The sequence below is a fragment of the uncultured Eudoraea sp. genome, assembly GCF_947260015.1.
GTDB lineage: Bacteria > Bacteroidota > Bacteroidia > Flavobacteriales > Flavobacteriaceae > Eudoraea.
This window is the reverse complement of the sequence record NZ_CAMYOM010000002.1, coordinates 43,772-62,403: the sequence shown is the minus strand read 5'-3', so window position 1 is coordinate 62,403 and position 18,632 is coordinate 43,772. Positions and strand designations below refer to the sequence as shown.

14 protein-coding genes are annotated in these 18,632 nt (G+C 38.0%); 1 reads left to right on the top strand and 13 read right to left on the bottom strand.

Translation table 11 applies throughout. The features are described from left to right. Positions 1–17 precede the first annotated feature (17 nt). The 7 genes from Q0X66_RS01640 to Q0X66_RS01610 all read right to left on the bottom strand — a co-directional run bounded on the left by Q0X66_RS01640 (position 18) and on the right by Q0X66_RS01610 (position 11,579). On the bottom strand, positions 18–1,208 hold the full coding sequence (locus Q0X66_RS01640; RefSeq protein ID WP_297702739.1) for an acetyl-CoA C-acyltransferase: 1,191 nt from the start codon (positions 1,206–1,208) through the stop codon (positions 18–20). A 5-nt stretch (positions 1,209–1,213) separates the two neighbouring features. After that, complete coding sequence (locus tag Q0X66_RS01635) at positions 1,214–3,619, bottom strand: 3-hydroxyacyl-CoA dehydrogenase/enoyl-CoA hydratase family protein (RefSeq protein WP_297702738.1); 2,406 nt, start codon at positions 3,617–3,619, stop codon at positions 1,214–1,216. Continuing rightward, a complete protein-coding gene (locus tag Q0X66_RS01630) occupies positions 3,616–4,080 on the bottom strand; it encodes a MarR family transcriptional regulator (protein ID WP_297702737.1) in 465 nt (154 codons plus the stop codon). The genes Q0X66_RS01635 and Q0X66_RS01630 overlap by 4 nt, the downstream gene beginning before the upstream one ends. Positions 4,081–4,219: 139 nt before the next feature. Beyond that, positions 4,220–5,992 carry a long-chain fatty acid--CoA ligase gene (locus tag Q0X66_RS01625; protein WP_297702736.1) on the bottom strand — a complete coding sequence of 591 codons (1,773 nt, stop codon included), beginning with the start codon at positions 5,990–5,992 and terminating at the stop codon, positions 4,220–4,222. 146 nt (positions 5,993–6,138) lie between these two features. Continuing rightward, positions 6,139–6,621 carry a GNAT family N-acetyltransferase gene (locus Q0X66_RS01620; RefSeq protein WP_297702735.1) on the bottom strand — a complete coding sequence of 161 codons (483 nt, stop codon included), beginning with the start codon at positions 6,619–6,621 and terminating at the stop codon, positions 6,139–6,141. Then, positions 6,591–10,268 carry a phosphoribosylformylglycinamidine synthase gene (gene purL / locus Q0X66_RS01615; RefSeq protein WP_297702734.1) on the bottom strand — a complete coding sequence of 1,226 codons (3,678 nt, stop codon included), beginning with the start codon at positions 10,266–10,268 and terminating at the stop codon, positions 6,591–6,593. The genes Q0X66_RS01620 and purL overlap by 31 nt, the downstream gene beginning before the upstream one ends. Positions 10,269–10,367: 99 nt before the next feature. Continuing rightward, complete coding sequence (locus tag Q0X66_RS01610) at positions 10,368–11,579, bottom strand: methyltransferase domain-containing protein (protein WP_297702733.1); 1,212 nt, start codon at positions 11,577–11,579, stop codon at positions 10,368–10,370. A gap of 192 nt (positions 11,580–11,771) precedes the next feature. On the opposite strand from Q0X66_RS01610, the gene Q0X66_RS01605 reads away from it, so the two are divergent. Further along, complete coding sequence (locus tag Q0X66_RS01605; protein ID WP_297702732.1) at positions 11,772–12,800, top strand: oxidoreductase; 1,029 nt, start codon at positions 11,772–11,774, stop codon at positions 12,798–12,800. Positions 12,801–12,881: 81 nt separating this feature from the next. Here the strand turns inward: Q0X66_RS01605 and Q0X66_RS01600 are convergent, their stop codons facing one another. From Q0X66_RS01600 to Q0X66_RS01575, 6 genes are all read right to left on the bottom strand, one after another. Further along, a complete protein-coding gene (locus Q0X66_RS01600) occupies positions 12,882–13,229 on the bottom strand; it encodes a DUF6515 family protein (RefSeq protein ID WP_297702731.1) in 348 nt (115 codons plus the stop codon). A gap of 180 nt (positions 13,230–13,409) precedes the next feature. Continuing rightward, positions 13,410–13,862 (bottom strand): hypothetical protein, encoded by a 453-nt coding sequence (locus tag Q0X66_RS01595; protein WP_297702730.1) that lies wholly within the window; start codon positions 13,860–13,862, stop codon positions 13,410–13,412. Beyond that, positions 13,855–14,358, bottom strand: a complete 504-nt coding sequence (locus Q0X66_RS01590; protein WP_297702729.1) for a hypothetical protein — start codon at positions 14,356–14,358, stop codon at positions 13,855–13,857. The genes Q0X66_RS01595 and Q0X66_RS01590 overlap by 8 nt, the downstream gene beginning before the upstream one ends. 116 nt (positions 14,359–14,474) lie before the next feature. Next, on the bottom strand, positions 14,475–15,017 hold the full coding sequence (locus tag Q0X66_RS01585; RefSeq protein WP_297702728.1) for an RNA polymerase sigma factor: 543 nt from the start codon (positions 15,015–15,017) through the stop codon (positions 14,475–14,477). 60 nt (positions 15,018–15,077) lie between these two features. Further along, positions 15,078–16,907, bottom strand: coding sequence for an ABC transporter ATP-binding protein (locus Q0X66_RS01580; RefSeq protein ID WP_297702727.1), 1,830 nt, complete (start codon positions 16,905–16,907; stop codon positions 15,078–15,080). Then, positions 16,907–18,616: a phospho-sugar mutase gene (locus Q0X66_RS01575; protein WP_297702726.1), complete on the bottom strand. Its 1,710-nt coding sequence runs from the start codon at positions 18,614–18,616 to the stop codon at positions 16,907–16,909. Before Q0X66_RS01575 ends, Q0X66_RS01580 begins: the two co-directional genes overlap by 1 nt. Positions 18,617–18,632 lie beyond the last annotated feature (16 nt).

The window sequence follows — 18,632 nt, the reverse complement described above, 5'->3', positions numbered from 1 at the left end:
TATTTCTTTAATTGATATTAATTTAAAAACTCGTAGATGCCAGCTGCACCCTGGCCTGTACCTACACACATGGTTACCATTCCGTATTTACCTTTCATGTCTCGCTTGCGCATTTCATCAAATAATTGGACAGAAAGCTTGGCTCCGGTACAACCCAGGGGATGCCCAAGGGCTATGGCGCCGCCATTAACATTGACTATATCCTGATTAAGGCCTAATTCCCTAATAACTGCAAGAGATTGGGAAGCAAAGGCTTCATTAAGTTCTATTAATGAAATATCCTCCTGATTTAAACCTGCCTGTTTTAATGCCTTTGGAATTGCTTTTACCGGGCCTATTCCCATGATGCGCGGTTCTACACCGGCAGCCGCATAATTAACCAGACGGGCAATTGGTTCTAACTTTAACTCCTTAACCATTTCCTCACTCATCACCATTACAAAAGCTGCACCATCACTCATTTGTGAAGAATTACCTGCAGTAACACTACCATTTGCCGCAAATACAGGTCTTAATTTGGCAAGAACTTCTTTAGAAGTATCTGCTCTTGGCCCTTCATCTTTATTAACCGTATATGTATTTGTTTCTTTCTTGCCTGCAGAATTGACAAAAGTGTGTTCTACTTCAATAGGCACTATCTGATCCTGGAACCTGTTCTCTTTTTGCGCCTTAAGGGCTTTCATATGTGAGTTGTATGCAAATTCATCCTGATCTTCTCTTGAAACCTTAAATTGTTTTGCAACAGCCTCTGCTGTCAATCCCATTCCCCAGTAATAATCTTCATGTCCTTCCTTAGCGACTTCATAATCGGGAGTAGGTTTATATCCTCCCATTGGGATATAACTCATGCTTTCAGCTCCTCCGGCTATGATGCAATCGGCCATGCCTGACTGTATTTTAGCCGTGGCGATACCAATGGTTTCCAGGCCAGAGGCGCAATAGCGGTTTACTGTAACACCGGGAACATCATCTATTTCTAATCCCATTAAGGATATCAGGCGAGCCATATTAAGTCCTTGTTCCGCTTCAGGCATTGCATTACCTACAATCACATCATCGATTCTTTTTTTATCCAGTTGTGGCAATTCTTTCATCATATGAGCAATGGTTTCTGCCGCCAGTTCATCAGGTCTTTTAAAACGGAATAATCCTCTTGGTGCTTTGCCAACTGCTGTTCTGTAAGCCTTAACGATATATGCTGTTTTCATTTTTTTTAGTTTCTAAGTGGTTTACCAGTTTTTAACATGTGCTGAATTCGTTCCAATGTCTTTCTCTCAGTGCAGAGCGATAAAAAGGCTTCTCGTTCCAAATCCAATAAGTATTGCTCACTCACAAGACTTGCTTCAGATAAATCTCCACCGGCCATTACATAAGCTAATTTATCTGCAATTTTTTTATCGTGTTCACTAATGTAGTGACCTGCTTCCATAGAATCTGTACCTACCAGGAACATGCCTAAGGCCTGTTTCCCTAAAACCTTTACATCTTTTCTTTTGATAGGCTGGGTATAACCTCCTTCAGCTAAAAGTTTCGCCTGTGCCTTGGCTGTTGCTATCTGACGGTCTTTATTTACTACAACGATGTCCTTTCCTTTTTGCAGGATACCTAAGTCATATGCTTCATAGGCCGAAGTAGACACTTTGGCCATTCCAATAGTCAGAAAATATTCCTGCAACACATTTAATTCTACATCATTCTTTCTGAATATGTCAGATGCCCTTAATGCCATTTCTTTAGAACCACCGCCACCCGGTATGACTCCAACTCCAAATTCAACCAAACCAATGTAGGTTTCAGCTGCTGCAACAACTTTATCTGCATGAAGTGATAGCTCACATCCACCGCCCAAACACATTCCATGGGGAGCTGAGACTGTCGGGATAGAAGAATAACGCATACGCATCATTGTATCCTGAAAGAATTTAATAGCCATATTCAATTCATCGTATTCCTGTTCTACGGCCATCATGAATATCATTCCGATATTGGCTCCTACGGAAAAGTTAGCCGCCTGGTTACCAATAACAAGTCCTTGAAAATCCTTCTCAGCAAGGTCTACTGCTTTATTTAAACCAGACAATACATCTCCGCCGATAGTATTCATTTTAGATTGGAATTCTACATTGAGTATTCCATCACCAAGGTCTTCTATAACAACGCCACTATTTTTAAATACTTCATTAGACTTTCTTATATTATCTAAAATAATAAAGGCATCCTGGCCGGGTACCTTAGCCATGGTCTTCTTTGGAATATCATAAAAGTAAGTGGCTCCTTCTTTAATACTATAGAATGAGGAGGCACCTGAGTCCTTAAGCTCCTTAATCCATGCTGCCGGACTATGACCCTCTTCTGCAATCATTTTCAAGCCATTTTCCAAACCAATGGCATCCCATATTTGGAAAGGCCCGTGTTCCCAGCCAAACCCGGCTTTCATGGCATCATCAATTTTATATAATTCATCTGTTATTTCAGGGATGCGGTGAGAAACATAGGCAAAAAGTGCAGCGAAGCTTTTGCGGTAAAAAACACCGGCTTTATCCTTGCCATTTACCAAAACTTTGAAACGATCAATAACTTTATCTATGGGTTTGGTAATTTCCAATGTGGCGAAATTCGCTCTCTTTTTTGGTCTGTAATCCATAGTATCCAGATCCAGGCTAAGAATGTCACTTTTCCCGGCTTTGGTCTTTACCTTTTTATAAAAGCCCTGACCTGTTTTACTCCCCAGCCATTTATTATCCGACATGGTCTGGATAAATTCCGGTAATTGAAATAATTCATGTTGTTCATCATCCGTACAATTTTCATGGATACCGTTGGCCACATGTACTAAAGTGTCCAGACCTACAACATCTACGGTTCTGAACGTGGCAGATTTTGGTCTACCAATTACAGGCCCCGTTAGCTTATCTACTTCTTCAACAGTGAGTCCCAATTCTTTGACCATATGAAATAAGCTCTGAATGCTAAAAATTCCAATTCTGTTACCTATAAAAGCAGGGGTGTCCTTTGCTATTACAGATGTTTTCCCAAGAAATTTTTCACCATAACCATTTAAAAAATCCAGCACAGATTGATTCGTTTTCGGCCCGGGAATGATTTCAAAAAGTTTAAGATAACGAGCGGGATTAAAGAAATGAGTGCCACAAAAATGTTCCTGGAAATCATCGCTTCTACCTTCACTCATGAATTTAATGGGAATACCAGAGGTATTGGACGTTATAAGTGTTCCGGGACTTCGATGCTTTTCGAGGTTCTCAAATACCATTTTCTTTATGTCCAGGCGTTCCACTACCACTTCAATAATCCAATCTACCTGTCCTACTTTCGCTATGTCATCTTCAAGATTTCCAGTAGTAATTCTACCGGCGAAACCGGAATGATAAATGGGAGATGGCTTTGATTTTAAAGCCGCTGCCAAGGAATCATTTACAATTCTATTTCTAACGGTTTTATCTTTAAGTGTAAGTCCTTTTGATTTTTCCTTTTCATTAAGTTCCCCGGGAACAATATCCAGTAACAGGACTTCAACTCCAATATTTGCAAAGTGACATGCAATTCCGCTACCCATTATACCAGAACCTATAACAGCTACCTTTTTAATATGCTTATTCATTGATGATGATTATTTAATTTTGTATTCCTACTATATATTTTTTTCTCAGTAATAAGGTTGTTTATGGTTTCCATAACCTCAAAAAAGTTGTTCAGCTGTCCTTCATCAACATTTTGCTTAACAACATCATTAAACCTTAAAACAACATCTTTTGAATCTATACGCTTTTCAATACCAAAAGGGGTAAGATGTATTAAAACGCCTCGGCCATCATCCGGATTGGGCTTACGAAGAATCAGCCCTTTTTCCTCCATACTTTTTAGTATGCGGGATAGGCTAGTGGCTTCCATTCCCATTTTAGGGCCTAAGGATGTAGAAGGTGTACCGGTTTTAGGATCTATGCTTAACAGGGTAAAACCAACAGCCATAGTTGTGCCAAAATGTTTAGCTTCTTCATTATACATTTTAGCAACGGATTGCCAGGTAGCACGCAAGGCATAATCTATTGTTATATCCTTCATAAAATCTTTAATTGTACCTCAAAGATATAAAAATTTATTATGCATGCATAATAAATTTACAAGAATAGCCTTTTGATTTTAAAAAGAAATTTAGGTCAAATGAAGTAGTGCTGATTCCCTTTAGAGGAAGCATCCAGTATTAATGCTCATATATTTGATTATAGAGAGTCATATACTTTTCTTTAATAATCTTTCGGCGAAGTTTCATAGTAGGGGTGAGGTGGCCACCGTCAACGCCCCAGACATCCGGGGTAAGTCTAAACTGTTTAATTTTTTCCCATTTAGCGAATTTTTCATTGGCATGATCAACTTCTTCCTGATACCTTGCCAGGACTTTCGAATTTAAAACAGTTTCGGCATTGGTTCCCAGTTCCACATTGTGTCTAAGAGCCCATTCCGCTAAGAATTCAAAATTGGGTTGGATCAGCGCAGCGGGCATTTTCTCACCTTCGCCAACAACCATAATTTGTTCGATAAATCTGGATTGTTTAAATCGGTTTTCCAATACCTGAGGTGCCACATATTTGCCCCCGGAAGTTTTGAACATTTCCTTTTTTCGGTCTGTAATCTTGAGGAAACCATCGGCGTCTATTTCACCAATATCACCTGTATGAAAAAATCCGTCCTTTAATACTTCAGCGCTTTTTACCGTATCTCTGTAATAACCCATCATTACCTGAGGCCCTTTAATACAAATCTCACCATCAGCTTCAATCTTCACTTCAGTGCGTCCTATAGGTTTACCCACAGTTCCTATCTTAAAACCATTATTGCGCATGTCATTTACCGAGATAACCGGAGAGGTTTCCGTTAGTCCATAACCTTCCATAAGACCCATTTCTGCAGCATTAAAAATTCTGGCTAATCTGGGTTGCAAGGCCGCACTTCCCGATGCAATAAGATCAAGATTTCCCCCGAGTCCTGCTTTCCATTTGCTAAAAATCAATTTACGAGCCAGTTTGAGTTGTTGTTCATACCACCAACCGTTTTGGCCATAGGGTTCATATCTAAGCCCCACTTTTACCGCCCAAAAAAACAAGAATTTCTTAATACCTTTTAAGTCAGCACCCTTTGCAATTATTTTATCATAGACCTTTTCTATAAGTCTTGGAACAGCCGTCATGACATGCGGCTCAACCTCTTTTAAATTTTCACTAATCGTTTCCAGTGATTCGGCAAAATAGATAGATACACTTCTATACTGATACAAATACATTAGCATCCGTTCATAAATGTGGCAAACCGGCAAGAAACTAAGGGCTTTAACTGCACCGTCGGCAATGGGTAATCTGGACGAACTTTCCAAGGTATTACTCACTATGTTATCATGGGAGAGCATAACCCCTTTTGGCCTTCCCGTGGTGCCCGAAGTATAAATTAAGGTGGCCAGGTCTTCCGGTTTGACCGAGTCTTTAAGCTTTTCTACTTCAGTCTGGTTTGACTCGTCTTTTCCTAGTTGCAATATTTCTTTCCAGTTCTTACATTCCCCGAGTTCATCAAAAGAGTATATTTCTTTTAAGGAAGGAATTTTCTCCTTAACCGCCTTGACTTTCTCATAAACCTCACTGCAGGATACAAAACAATAAACACATTCTGCATGGTTAAGCACATATGCATAATCCTCTTCAGAAATAGTGGGATAGATAGGCACATTTTGGGCCCCTAGCTGTAAAATACCGATATCCATTATATTCCATTCTGTTCGGTTAGTCATGGATATCAGCGCAATCTTGTCATTGGGTTTTACACCTAATTTTAGTAAAGCCCTGCTCACTGCATTTGCCTTATTTATATACTCCCTGGTAGAAGTCGCAATCCACTCCCCATTATATTTTGTTATCAGGGAATTTTTAAGATCGAATTTTTCTAATTGGTAATAAGGAAAATCAAAAAGACGGGTTATATCTTGCATACTCAATTTCTGAATTGTAATTGCAAAATAAGAAAAGGTAACGGTATTTAATACGGAATCACTAAAAAAAGACCTTAATTTCCAATAATTTGTTAAGAGAATACGATCTAAGAATAAATATAATCTTAAAAGGTTCGGTTGATTATTTAGAGCAAATGAAGTTTCATTCCTTTATGGGATGCAATAAATCCCAGTTTTTCATAAAATTTCACGGCCGCATCTCTTTTTTTATCCGTAGTAAGCTGCACTACATGTGCTCCTCTTTCTTCTGCACGATCTATGGCCCATTTTATAAGTTCCTGTCCAATTCCTTTATTCCTGTAATTCTCATGCACTCTAACAGCTTCTATTTGTGCCCTTATACCTCCCTGATAGGTTAGATATTGAATAAAGCTAAGCTGTAAAGTGCCAATTACATCCCCTGTCTCGTTTAACATGACCATTAATTCCTGATTTTGGTCAGCATTAACCTTGTCAAATGCATTTAAGTACTGCTCAGGTAAAGGTGTTTTGAAGTTTTCTCTTAACCTGCCTAATTCATCGTTAGCTATGAGTTCTACAATGGCAGGTAGGTCCTTTTGTTTGGCCCTGCGAATAATCAAGATACTTCGTTTTGGTTTTCTATCCATTTTCTGGCGTTAGTAAACGCCTCTAGCCAGGGAGATATTTGATCGTTTCTATCCTTAGGGTAATATGCCCAGTTCCATGGAAAAATTGAACGCTCTATATGTGGCATGGTCACCAAATGCCTTCCTGTTTTATCGCACATCATAGCAGTATTAAAATCACTTCCATTGGGATTAGCGGGATAGTCACTATAACCATATTTAGCAACAATATCGTAATTTTCTTCGGTCAATGGAAGACTAAATTTCCCTTCGCCATGTGATATCCACACCCCAAGAGATGTTCCTGAAAGAGAAGCAAGCATTACCGAATTATTTTCTTCAATCTTCACAGAGGTGAAACTGCTCTCATGCTTGTGCGAATCGTTAAAAGTCATTTTCCCATGAACTTCATGTTCAGGATTCACTAATCCTAGTTCCATAAAAAGTTGGCATCCGTTGCATATTCCAACTGATAAAGTATCTGTCCTGTCAAAAAAGTCTAGAAGTGATTGCCTTGCTTTTTCGTTATATTTAAAAGCACCTGCCCAGCCCTTGGCACTTCCCAAAACATCAGAATTGGAGAATCCGCCTACCGCACCTATGAACCGAATGTCTTTCAGGGTTTCCCTCCCCGAAATGAGATCGGTCATGTGGACGTCCTTGACATCAAATCCGGCAAGGTACATTGCATTGGCCATTTCACGTTCAGAATTGCTGCCTTTTTCTCTTAAAATTGCTGCCTTCGGACGTTTTATAATTTCTGAATTTCTTTCAGGATGATGATTTTGAAAATATGCAGGAAAGTTAAAATTCAGAGGTTGTTTTTTGTAATTTTCATATCTTGATTTAGCAAGATTATTAGAGGTTTGTCTTTCGTCTAAGAGATAGGACGTTTTATACCAGATATCCCTTAAACTGTTAATATTCAAACCTATTTCAACTTCTTGATTTTTTAATTTCAATTCCGGTTGTTGGATAACTTCCCCAATTTTCTTATAATCTATTCCAGCCTCCTGCATTTTTAATTCTAACGAATCATCTTTGGCTTGAAAAACCAGTCCGGAATTTTCAGCAAAAAGTAATTTTATAGTATCTTTTTCATCCAGATGTGAAAGATCCAAAGAAGCACCCATATTAACATCGGCAAAACACATTTCCAGAAGTGTGGTTATCAATCCGCCTGAAGAGACATCATGGCCGGCTACAATTTGTCCGTCTTTTATCAATTCCTGAAGTGTGTTAAATACATTAATTACATATGCCGATTCTTTGATTGTAGGGGCTTTATCACCAATTCTGTTGAGGATTTGCGCAAAAGAAGATCCTCCTAACTCATATGCATCCTGCGAAATGTTGACATAATAAATACTTCCGGCACTAATTTGAAATACAGGTTCTACTACCTTAGTAATATCCGTACAATTTGCTCCTGCCGAAATTATTACTGTTCCCGGGGCAATAACTTCTTCACCCTTGTATTTTTGTTTCATGGATAATGAGTCCTTGCCAGTGGGGACATTGATCCCAAGTTCAATGGCAAAGTCCGATACGGCTTTAACTGCTTCATATAATCTGGCATCTTCTCCTTCGTTTCTGCATGGCCACATCCAATTAGCTGAGAGAGCAACCGATTTTAGGCCGTCTTTTAGGGGTGCCCAGACAATATTTGAAAGTGCCTCGGCAATACTGTTCCTACTACCTGCGACCGGATCAATTAATCCGCTTATTGGGGAATGACCAATAGAAGTGGCAATACCTTCCCGGCCCTTAAAATCCAATGCCATGACACCACAATTATTCAGGGGTAATTGCAAAGGTCCGGCACACTGTTGTTTAGCAACCTTGCCACCAACACATCGGTCTACCTTATTTGTTAACCAGTCTTTGCAGGCAACGGCTTCGAGCTGAAGGACTTGTTCGAGGTAGTCGTGAACTAATTCTATTTTATAATCTGTTTCCTGATATTTCCGGTCGACTGTAATATCATCCATAATAGTTTTTGGAGAGCTGCCAAACATGTCGGAAAGTTCAAGGTCCATTGGCTTGATTCCTTTTGTTTCGGATTCAAAGGTGAATCTATTGTCTCCGGTAACATCTCCTACATCATAAATAGGAGAGCGTTCCCTATCGGCGATTCGATGTAAAAAATCCATATTTTCGGGACCCATTACCAGCCCCATGCGTTCCTGAGATTCATTCCCTATAATTTCCTTGGCAGAAAGAGTAGGGTCTCCAATGGGGAGCTTATCCAGATCAATTTTTCCTCCTGTCTCTTCCACTAATTCTGATAAACAGTTTAAATGTCCCCCGGCACCGTGATCATGAATAGAAACTATGGGATTCTCCTTGCTTTCCACAAGGCCCCGTATTGCATTAGCCGCGCGTTTTTGCATTTCCGGGTTAGATCGTTGTACGGCATTTAATTCTATAGAAGAACTAAATTCACCGGTATCAGCACTTGAAACGGCAGCACCACCCATTCCTATACGGTAATTATCACCGCCAAGAATAACTATTTTATCTCCTTTTTTAGGAGTCCCTTTTAGGGCCTGGTCTGCTTTGCCATAACCAATACCTCCGGCAAGCATAATAACCTTATCATATCCTAATTTTCTGGAATGTTCTTCGTGCTCAAAGGTCAACAAAGATCCTGCTATTAGGGGTTGACCAAATTTGTTACCAAAATCGGATGCACCATTGGAAGCTTTTATAAGAATATCCATTGGGGTCTGGTATAACCATGGTCTTTCCTCCATACCATTCTCCCATGACCTGTTTTTCTCCAGGCGTGAATAAGAGGTCATGTATACGGCGGTTCCTGCTATGGGTAATGATCCTTTACCTCCGGCCAATCTATCCCGTATCTCACCGCCAGAACCGGTGGCTGCCCCATTAAATGGCTCTACCGTAGTTGGAAAGTTGTGGGTTTCGGCTTTTAATGAAATTACAGATTCAAATTCGCTTTCCTGATAGTAGTCTGGTTTATCAGAAGTTTTTGGAGCGAATTGAACCACCTTAGGGCCTTTTACAAAAGCCACATTGTCTTTATATGCTGACACAATTTCATTTGGATTTTCCTTAGCTGTTTTTTTTATCAGCTTGAAAAGTGAGGAAGGCATTTCTTTGCCATCAATAACAAAAGTCCCGTTAAAAATTTTGTGCCTGCAATGTTCAGAATTTACCTGACTGAATCCAAAGACTTCAGAATCTGTTAATTTCCGACCTATTTTTTTTGATAATCCTTCGAGATATTCTACTTCATCCGGGTTCAGGGCCAATCCTTCTTCTTTATTATATTTAGAAATATTATCAATTTCAAGAATAGGATGAGGTTCCACCTCAATACTATAAATCTCCTGATTTAGCTCTTGGTACTTTTGTGAGAGCATTGGATCAAAATCTATAAAATTTTTATCCACAGCGGTAAATTCTTCTATTCTAAGAATTCCAAAAACACCCATATTCTGTGTTATTTCCGTGGCATTAGTACTCCAGGGGGTAATCATAGCGGCCCTGGGTCCAACAAAAAAGGCGTCTATAGACGCCACATTTATTCTGGATTGATTCCCAAATAACCAACTAAGTTTCTCAATGTCTTTTTCTGAAAGTTCTTGTTCAGTTTGTACTGCAAAAACTTTAGTGCTGAGGTCTCCAAAGAAATGAATCATGGAACTTATTACAAATTAGGATTACGAAAGCACAAATTTACATTATTAATATGGGTTTTTTTAAGAGAAAAGTTAACAGTTTTCAAATAGAATTGTTCATTACTTCCTAATCATTCGAGCCATATAGAAACCATCAAATCCACTTTCTGAAGCATAAATGTTCACCTCTTCTTCCATAGAGAATACTTTTCCTTCATCAGAATCTAAAAATTGTTTTACTTGCTCTGTATTCTCCTCTGGCAGAATAGAACAAGTAGCATATATAAGTTTGCCCCCTTCTTTTACCATCTTGCTGTAATTTTTCAGTATTTCTTGTTGTACTTTGGTAATCTTGTCCAGAAATTCAGGCTGCAATTTCCACTTGGCATCCGGATTGCGTCTTAGTACGCCGAGTCCTGTACAGGGAGCATCTATTAGCACTCTATCTGCACCTGCATATAATTTTTTGTAAACCTTACTGCTGCTTATTACTCTTGTTTCTACATTATGGGCCCCGTCTCTTTTCGCTCTTCTCTTAAGTTCTTTTAATTTATTTTCATAGATGTCAAGTGCGATAAGCTGCCCCTTATTTTTCATAAGAGCGGCCAAATGTAAAGTTTTACCGCCGGCTCCGGCGCAGGCATCAATTACACGTAGCCCCGGTTCAACCTGCGTAAAATACCCAACCTTTTGTGATGAGGCATCCTGCACTTCGAAAAAGCCTTCAGTGAATGCCTTTGTCCTAAAAACATTCGTACGCTCTTTTAATTTCAAGGCATCTGGATAGCCCTCAATAGTTTCGGTCTCAATGCCCTCTTCTAAAAGAATGTTTTTTAAATTATTTTTAGATGTTTTAAGTGTATTTGTCCTGAGAATTACCTGAGCTTGTTGATTTAAGGATGCAATTTCCCTTGTCCATAACTCTTCTCCCAGGGAATTTACACCCAATTGCTCTATCCAGTCTGGAATAGATTCTCTGTATTTTCTGATTTTAGAAAGCTCATCGAATTTCCCTTTAATTCGCCTGGTCGGAGTGTGCTCTATTTGTTTCCAATCTGGTAATTGAATACCCCTAAGTACTGCCCACACTGCAAACAACCTAAATAAGTTTGGTCTGGAATATGGAGCACTTACCTCCGCAATTTCAGAATAAAGTCGTTTCCAACGGACTATATCATAAGTGGTTTCAGCTATAAAACCTCTATCCCTCGAGCCCCATCTTTTGTCGTGCTTCAAAGTTTTTTCCACTACCTTATCGGCATATTCTCCTTCATTAAATATTAGGTTGAGTGCGTCTACCACTGCAAACACCAAATTTCTATGTAACCGCATCTGCAAAATTTAGTAGGCAAAGGTATTGCTTTTAATCTTTAACCAATCAATTAGACCTTAGCAACTAAACATGGTTTTTTGATTTTTTAAATCAGTAAATACCGTCTCAATTATAGAGATAGTGCTATACAACGGCAGAATAATCGTTTTTTTCTATCGACTCAAAACCCGGTTTTATTCCTACATTTACACATGCGCTATATTATCATATTCATCACTTTAATTATAATTCATTCCTGCAAACAAGCTGTTAAAAGGCCTGATTTTACAGAGGTTAAAGTTGAAGTACTTTATGAGGATTCCTTAAGTATAAGAGCAATTGAAATAATGGGCGGTAGTTTAGGTTTTGCTGCCAATAAGGGGGTTTTTGGTTCAATTGATCTGCAGACCAAAACAGTTAGGACCAATAGACAAAAACACGATAGCATTTATCCGGAATTCAGAGCAATAGCACATACATCTGCAGATTTTTTTATGCTCTCCGTTGCAAATCCTGCTCTGTTATATAAAACAGGCGATAAGGGAAGCATGGAATTGGTATACACAGAAGAAGGAGAGAACGTTTTTTATGATGCAATGGCTTTTTGGAATGATAAAGAGGGTATCGCTATTGGGGATAATGTTGGAGATTGTCTTTCCATTATTGTAACCAGAGACGGTGGATATAGCTGGACCAAAATCTCTTGTGCCGAATTGCCTGAAGCTCTTGAAGGAGAGGGAGCTTTTGCTGCCAGTAATACGAATATAGCCGTTCAGGGAAATAAAGGCTGGATAGGAACAACTAAAGGGCGTGTTTTTTATACTGATAACAAAGGTCTATCATGGAGTGCTGTACAAACCCCCATCCTTAGAGATAAACCTACTCAAGGTATTTATTCGATGGATTTTTACGACAGCACTTTGGGAATCGCGATTGGTGGAGATTATACAGATCCCGATAAACGTTTAGCTAATAAGGCGATCAGCCGTGATGGAGGTAAAAGCTGGCAGCTTATTGCCAATAATCAGGAACCTGGCTACAAGAGTTGTATCCAATTTGTTCCTAATTCTCAAGGCCGAGAGATTGTGGCCATAGGATTTACAGGAATTTCATATTCCAATGATATGGGGATGAATTGGAGGGGTCTTTCAAACGAAGGGTTCTACACTATACGATTCCAGAATGACACGGTCGCATATGCTGCAGGAAGAAATCGCATTGCCAAACTTACTTTTAAATAAAAAGGGAAGTATAAGTACTTCCCTTTTTAATCACCAACAAACTAACCACTTATCGTGGTAACCAAATCAAAACCAAACTAACTATACATTAACTACTATATAGTTACGACCTTTTTTCTTATAAAAAATTCCATTATACGTATAATACTTCCTGCCACCATATACAACCACTTTATTTCCAATTGGAAGTTGTCTCACTTTAACTCCCACAGGAGCTGCACATACAACGTATTTTCTTCCTCTTGCTTTGTACCAGACACCTTTGGAAAAATGAAAATTCACTCTTTTATGCACAATAAGTCTCGGTTGGTATAATGTTGTAACAACAGTACCATGTTTAGGATATACCTTTACGGTGCGCTGAGCAGCTACTGTTGAAGTTGCACCAACTAATAAAACAATGATTGCAAATAGTTTTAAACTTTTCATAACTTCTTTTTTATTGATTATAGAGCTAAGACTTTCAATTAAAGTAAAGGTTTAATTAAAACATAAATTTTATTGATATAATATTAGTTGAATCTTGGAACTATTTAGTTTCATTCCTGGTTTAATAAACAAAAAAGGAAACCAAAAGGTTTCCTCAATTATTCAATATGTTCCTATAATCTATCCTCCTCCTTGCCGCCTTTGCTGAATTTGTTTCAACAGACGTTTTTTAAAATCTTCTTCGGCCTTAATTAGAAGAAATGTTTTCTTAGGTGAAATAACGTCACGAATATTTGAAAGGAATAATATATTAAGCTCTTGTTTCTCTCGTTCAAGCTCAATAAGTTGATCTAAGAGTTTACTGGCCTCATTCTCGCTTAAGTTCTCAAAATCGGCCATTTTGCTTCTTATTTCAACGCGTTCCTTTCTGCGAATTTGAGCTAGTGCTTGCTCATGCTCATTGTAAACAGGCCAAAACATTGTAGCCTCCTTACTTGTAAGGCCTACCCTTTCTGTTATTAATGCAACCTTCAAGGCTTTAATTTTGTCCATTCCGGGCCTGCCTTGTCCCGACACTATTGCAACTGTTAAAAACAGCGCTGTAAACACGCATATTTTGCCGAAATTATTCATCGATCTCTAAATTTAATTCATCAATATTATCCTCAAGGTAATCTATGATGTTTTCATCATCCAGTTCACTATTCAGAATATCACTTACTTCCATTTCTTCTGTTAGAAGTACCTCCGCCAGTTCGTAACTACTCAATCCCAGGTCGCTGTCTTCAAGGTAGATTTCAATGTCGGTTCTGGCCAGATCATCAAAAGTAAAACTACTTTTATCTCTCCATTGAATACTTAGCACCAATATCAAAATTGCGGCTACTGAAGCTGCTGCATAAAAGTATTTCTTATAGGCTTTGAGACTTATTACTTTTGTTTCCTTTTCAGTTACCTTCTCTAGAACTTCTTTATTTAGATTATCAAAATAGCCTTCAGGAACTTTAAATCCATCCTTAGTAGGAAGACTTGAAGCCTCTTTTGACATTTTATTCAAAAGATCATCCGTAAAGCCTTCAAAGTAACCCTCCGGGGTCTTAAATCCACTATTTTTTCTTTTTTTACCCATCCTTATGGTTTGACTCTCAATGTCATAAAAGGTTTAATATTCATAGGTTATATCATTTTTCTTATATATTCTCCATGTCCTTTAAACCTAAATATATTAAATAAGCATTACTTCTATTATTCTTCCTTTAAACTGGCTTCAATTTTTTTTACAGCTAAATGATAGGAAGCTTTTAAACCGCCCACTGAGGTTTCTAATATCTCCGATATTTCGTTGTACTTTAATTCTTCAAAATACTTCATATTAAAAACCAATTTCTGTTTTTCCGGCAATAGAGCAATAGCTTTTTGTAACCTCAATTGTATTTCATCACCTTCAAAGTATACATCTGCCTGTAAATTATTAGCCAATCTTTCCTGTAGTTCGTCATTGCTGACCCCTAATTTTTTGGACTTTATCTTTAGGAAAGAAAGCGCTTCATTAGTAGCAATCCTGTACATCCAGGAATATAACTTACTATCTCCTTTAAAGTTATCAATATTTCTAAAGACCTTAATAAATGTATTCTGCAATACATCATCCGTGTCGTCATGATCTATCACAATTCTACGTATATGCCAGTACAAGCGTTCTTTGTAAGTATTAATGAGCACCTCAAAGGCCTTGGCCTGGGTATCTTTCCGCTTTAAATTTTCTATTAAGGTTTCTTCGGCGATCAAAGCAAATACTTATTTGTTTAAGACTGCGTTGAATTTAAAAGGTTTAATTACATTTTAAATTTATATTACACCCAGTGTTTGCATATCTACAAGGTTTTTATACATACCACTTGATTTTAGCAATTCTTTATGGGACCCCTGCTCTACAATCTTTCCTTTCTGTAACACAACAATGGTATCTGCATTTTGTATAGTCGATAATCTGTGAGCGATAACAATAGACGTGCGGTTGCGCATCATTTTTTCGAGCGCATCTTGTACTAACCTTTCGCTTTCTGTATCAAGAGCAGAAGTTGCCTCATCCATAATCATAACAGGAGGGTTCTTCAAAACGGCTCTAGCAATTGAAAGACGTTGTTTCTGCCCGCCACTTAGTTTATTGCCACTATCCCCGATATTTGTATCATAGCCTTGAGGTAATTCCATAATAAACTCATGAGCGTTGGCAATTTTAGCAGCGTCCATAATTTCTTCAATACTGGCATTCTCCTTTCCCATACCTATATTATTCTTTACCGAATCATTAAAGAGAATTGAGTCTTGTGTAACCAGCCCAATAAGATTTCTTAGTGATTTTTTAGTGAGATCTTTAATATTCGTGTCATCCATTTTAATTTCACCTTCATTGATATCATAAAACCTGGTTACCAGATTGGCAATTGTACTTTTACCACTACCGGACTGGCCTACCAAAGCGACTGTATTACCTTTTGGAACATAAAGATTAAAATTAGACAATACGTATTCATCTTCGTATTTGAAAGCAATATTTTCTAATGTTATCCCTGTATTAAAATCAGTTTTTACAATGGCATCTTTCTTTTCAGCGATGGGGTTTTTTGTTTCCAGAATTTCTAAAACTCGTTCGGCGGCGGCATTGCCTTTTTTGACCCCGTATAATGCTTTGCTAATTTGTTTAGCTGGAGTAAGTATATTATATGCTAATCCCATATATGCTATAAATTCGGATGCACCCAGAGTTTTATCTATAAGAACCATTTTTCCTCCAAACCATAATAGGACACCAATTACCAGTATGCCCAAAAACTCACCGGTAGGGGATGCGAGATTTTGTCTGTTAAGCAATTTATTGGAAAATTTAAAAAAACGTTCTGTAGAATTTTTAAACGTCCTGTAGAATTTAGATTCTGCGTTAAATGCTTTAATAACCCTTAATCCGCCTAAAGTTTCTTCAATTATAGAAAGGAATTCACCCTGTTCTTTTTGAACACTATCTGAACTCTTTTTTAGGGATTTTCCTATCCGGGAAATTATCATACCTGCAATTGGAATAAAAATAAAGACAAAGAGAGTAAGCTTAACGCTTATTATAAACATGATGCTTATTGTAAAAAGTATGGTAAGCGGTTCTCTTACAATCAATTCCAGGATAGAAAGAAATGAATACTGTATTTCAAGAACATCGGACGAAATTCGCGCCATAACATCGCCTTTTCTTTTCTCTGAATAATAGGAGAGGGGTAGGTCCACAATTTTTTGGTACATGCTGTTTCTTAAGTCTTTCAGAACTCCATTCCTTAAAAATGTAATAAAATACATGGCCATATAATTAAACAGATTCTTTAGGAGAAAGAGTATCAGTACCAAACCAATGACCAAAACCAAGCCCTTCATTTCATCGTCGCCCGAATAAGCAGTAACTCTATAATTTATATACTCCTGTAAATAGTCCTTTAAGTTTCCAAATCCACTATATTCAGGTGCCTGATACACTTTTTTGGTTTTGTCGAAAAGAACATCCAGCATAGGAATCAGGGCAGCAAAGGAAAGTGCACTAAAAAGGGCATAAAGAATATTAAAAAAAATATTTAAGAATCCGTACCTGCGATACGGGATGGCAAAACGCAGGATTTTTTTAAAATATTCCATTAATGAAGCTTCAGTTCTGTAAGAATCATATCTATGCGTGCATCCAATTCCTTATCTACTTTTTTAAAGTTTTCTGCAGAATCCAATCTGGTATTTATGCTAAAGTAAAATTTAATTTTTGGTTCCGTACCACTGGGTCTGGCTGCCATTCTGGTTCCATCTTCGGTGGTATAGATTAAGACGTTAGATTTTGGTATATCAATTTGTTTTACTTCACCGGTAGCCAGGTTCTTAGAAGTAGAAGTATTATAATCATCAACGATAACCACATTTGCGCCTCCTATAGATTTTACCGGATTCTCTTTAAAGTCAATCATCATTTGGCTTATCTCTTCCGCACCGCTCATTCCTTTTTTGGTTATTGATATCAACTTTTCTTTATAGAAACCATAATTAACATAACAATCAATTAGCTGCTTATAAAAAGAGCTGCCATTAGCTTTAGCATCCGCAGCTATTTCACAGGCCAACAAGGTGGCTGTAACTGCGTCCTTATCTCTTACAAAATCACCAACCATATAACCAAAGCTCTCTTCACCACCACCTATAAAATATTGTTCGGGATAATCCTTGATCATCTTCGCAATCCACTTAAATCCGGTTAAGGATGTTTTGCATTCCACCCCATAGCTTTTGGCCATTTCATCCATCATAGGGGTAGATACTATGGTAGTAGCAATAAACTCATTTCCGTTAAATCCTTGTTTTGCTCTCTGATCCAATAAAAATTTGGTCATCAGAAGCATGGTTTGATTTCCATTCAACAATTCCATTTTTCCCTCAAGATTTCGGACTGCTATTCCTAATCTATCGCTATCCGGATCTGTCCCTACAACCATATCGGCTCCAATTTCTTCTGCCTTTTTCATTGCAAGGGTAAGTGCCTCAGGTTCCTCTGGATTGGGTGATTTAACCGTAGGAAAATCGCCATCTGGTACAGCCTGTTCTTTTATAATGGTCACATTGTTATAGCCAGCTCGTTTAAGGACTTCAGGAATAACCGTAATTGAAGTTCCATGTAAAGATGTAAAGACAATTTTAAAATTGTCTTTCTCCTTCGCGCCAAAACTTCCATTTTTAACTGAGGCTTGTATAAAAGCCTCATCAACTTCACTATCTATTAATTCAATCAGGTTCGAATTGGCATTAAAATTAATTTCTTCGTAGTTCAGCCGATTTATTTCTTCAATGATTTCATTGTCCTGAGGAGGCACAATTTGTCCGCCATCTGCCCAATAAACCTTATATCCATTGTATTCCGGGGGATTATGTGATGCTGTCAAAACTATTCCGGCATTGCAGCCTAAATATCTAACCGCAAAGGAAAGTTCCGGGGTTGTCCGCAATTGGGAGAATAGAAATACTTTTATTCCGTTTGCTGAAAAAACATCGGCTACTGTCTTTGCCAGGGTATCACTATTATGCCTGCAGTCATATGCAATTACTGCTTTTAAATCTTCACCAGGATAAACTCTTTTCAGATAGTTGCTAAGTCCCTGAGTACTTTTACCTAAAGTATATTTGTTTATTCTATTGGTGCCAACTCCCATGATGCCCCTCATACCTCCGGTGCCAAATTCCATGTTTTTATAAAATCTGTCTTTCAGTTCTTCCGGATCATTGGCTATAAGATTCTGAATTTCTTTTTTGACTGACGCATCAAAAAAGTCGGTTTGCCATGTTTGGGCATTGGAAAGAATGTCGTCCATTTTTAGTGAATTTTCG

Excerpts from the sequence above, each read along its gene's own strand:
- Q0X66_RS01640 (WP_297702739.1), bottom strand. The coding sequence starts at position 1,208 with ATGAAAACAGCATATATCGTTAAGGCTTACAGAACAGCAGTTGGCAAA.
- Q0X66_RS01635 (WP_297702738.1), bottom strand. The coding sequence starts at position 3,619 with ATGAATAAGCATATTAAAAAGGTAGCTGTTATAGGTTCTGGTATAATG.
- Q0X66_RS01630 (WP_297702737.1), bottom strand. The coding sequence starts at position 4,080 with ATGAAGGATATAACAATAGATTATGCCTTGCGTGCTACCTGGCAATCC.
- Q0X66_RS01625 (WP_297702736.1), bottom strand. The coding sequence starts at position 5,992 with ATGCAAGATATAACCCGTCTTTTTGATTTTCCTTATTACCAATTAGAA.
- Q0X66_RS01620 (WP_297702735.1), bottom strand. The coding sequence starts at position 6,621 with ATGGATAGAAAACCAAAACGAAGTATCTTGATTATTCGCAGGGCCAAA.
- purL (WP_297702734.1), bottom strand. The coding sequence starts at position 10,268 with ATGATTCATTTCTTTGGAGACCTCAGCACTAAAGTTTTTGCAGTACAA.
- Q0X66_RS01610 (WP_297702733.1), bottom strand. The coding sequence starts at position 11,579 with ATGCGGTTACATAGAAATTTGGTGTTTGCAGTGGTAGACGCACTCAAC.
- Q0X66_RS01605 (WP_297702732.1), top strand. The coding sequence starts at position 11,772 with ATGCGCTATATTATCATATTCATCACTTTAATTATAATTCATTCCTGC.
- Q0X66_RS01600 (WP_297702731.1), bottom strand. The coding sequence starts at position 13,229 with ATGAAAAGTTTAAAACTATTTGCAATCATTGTTTTATTAGTTGGTGCA.
- Q0X66_RS01595 (WP_297702730.1), bottom strand. The coding sequence starts at position 13,862 with ATGAATAATTTCGGCAAAATATGCGTGTTTACAGCGCTGTTTTTAACA.
- Q0X66_RS01590 (WP_297702729.1), bottom strand. The coding sequence starts at position 14,358 with ATGGGTAAAAAAAGAAAAAATAGTGGATTTAAGACCCCGGAGGGTTAC.
- Q0X66_RS01580 (WP_297702727.1), bottom strand. The coding sequence starts at position 16,907 with ATGGAATATTTTAAAAAAATCCTGCGTTTTGCCATCCCGTATCGCAGG.
- Q0X66_RS01575 (WP_297702726.1), bottom strand. The coding sequence starts at position 18,616 with ATGGACGACATTCTTTCCAATGCCCAAACATGGCAAACCGACTTTTTT.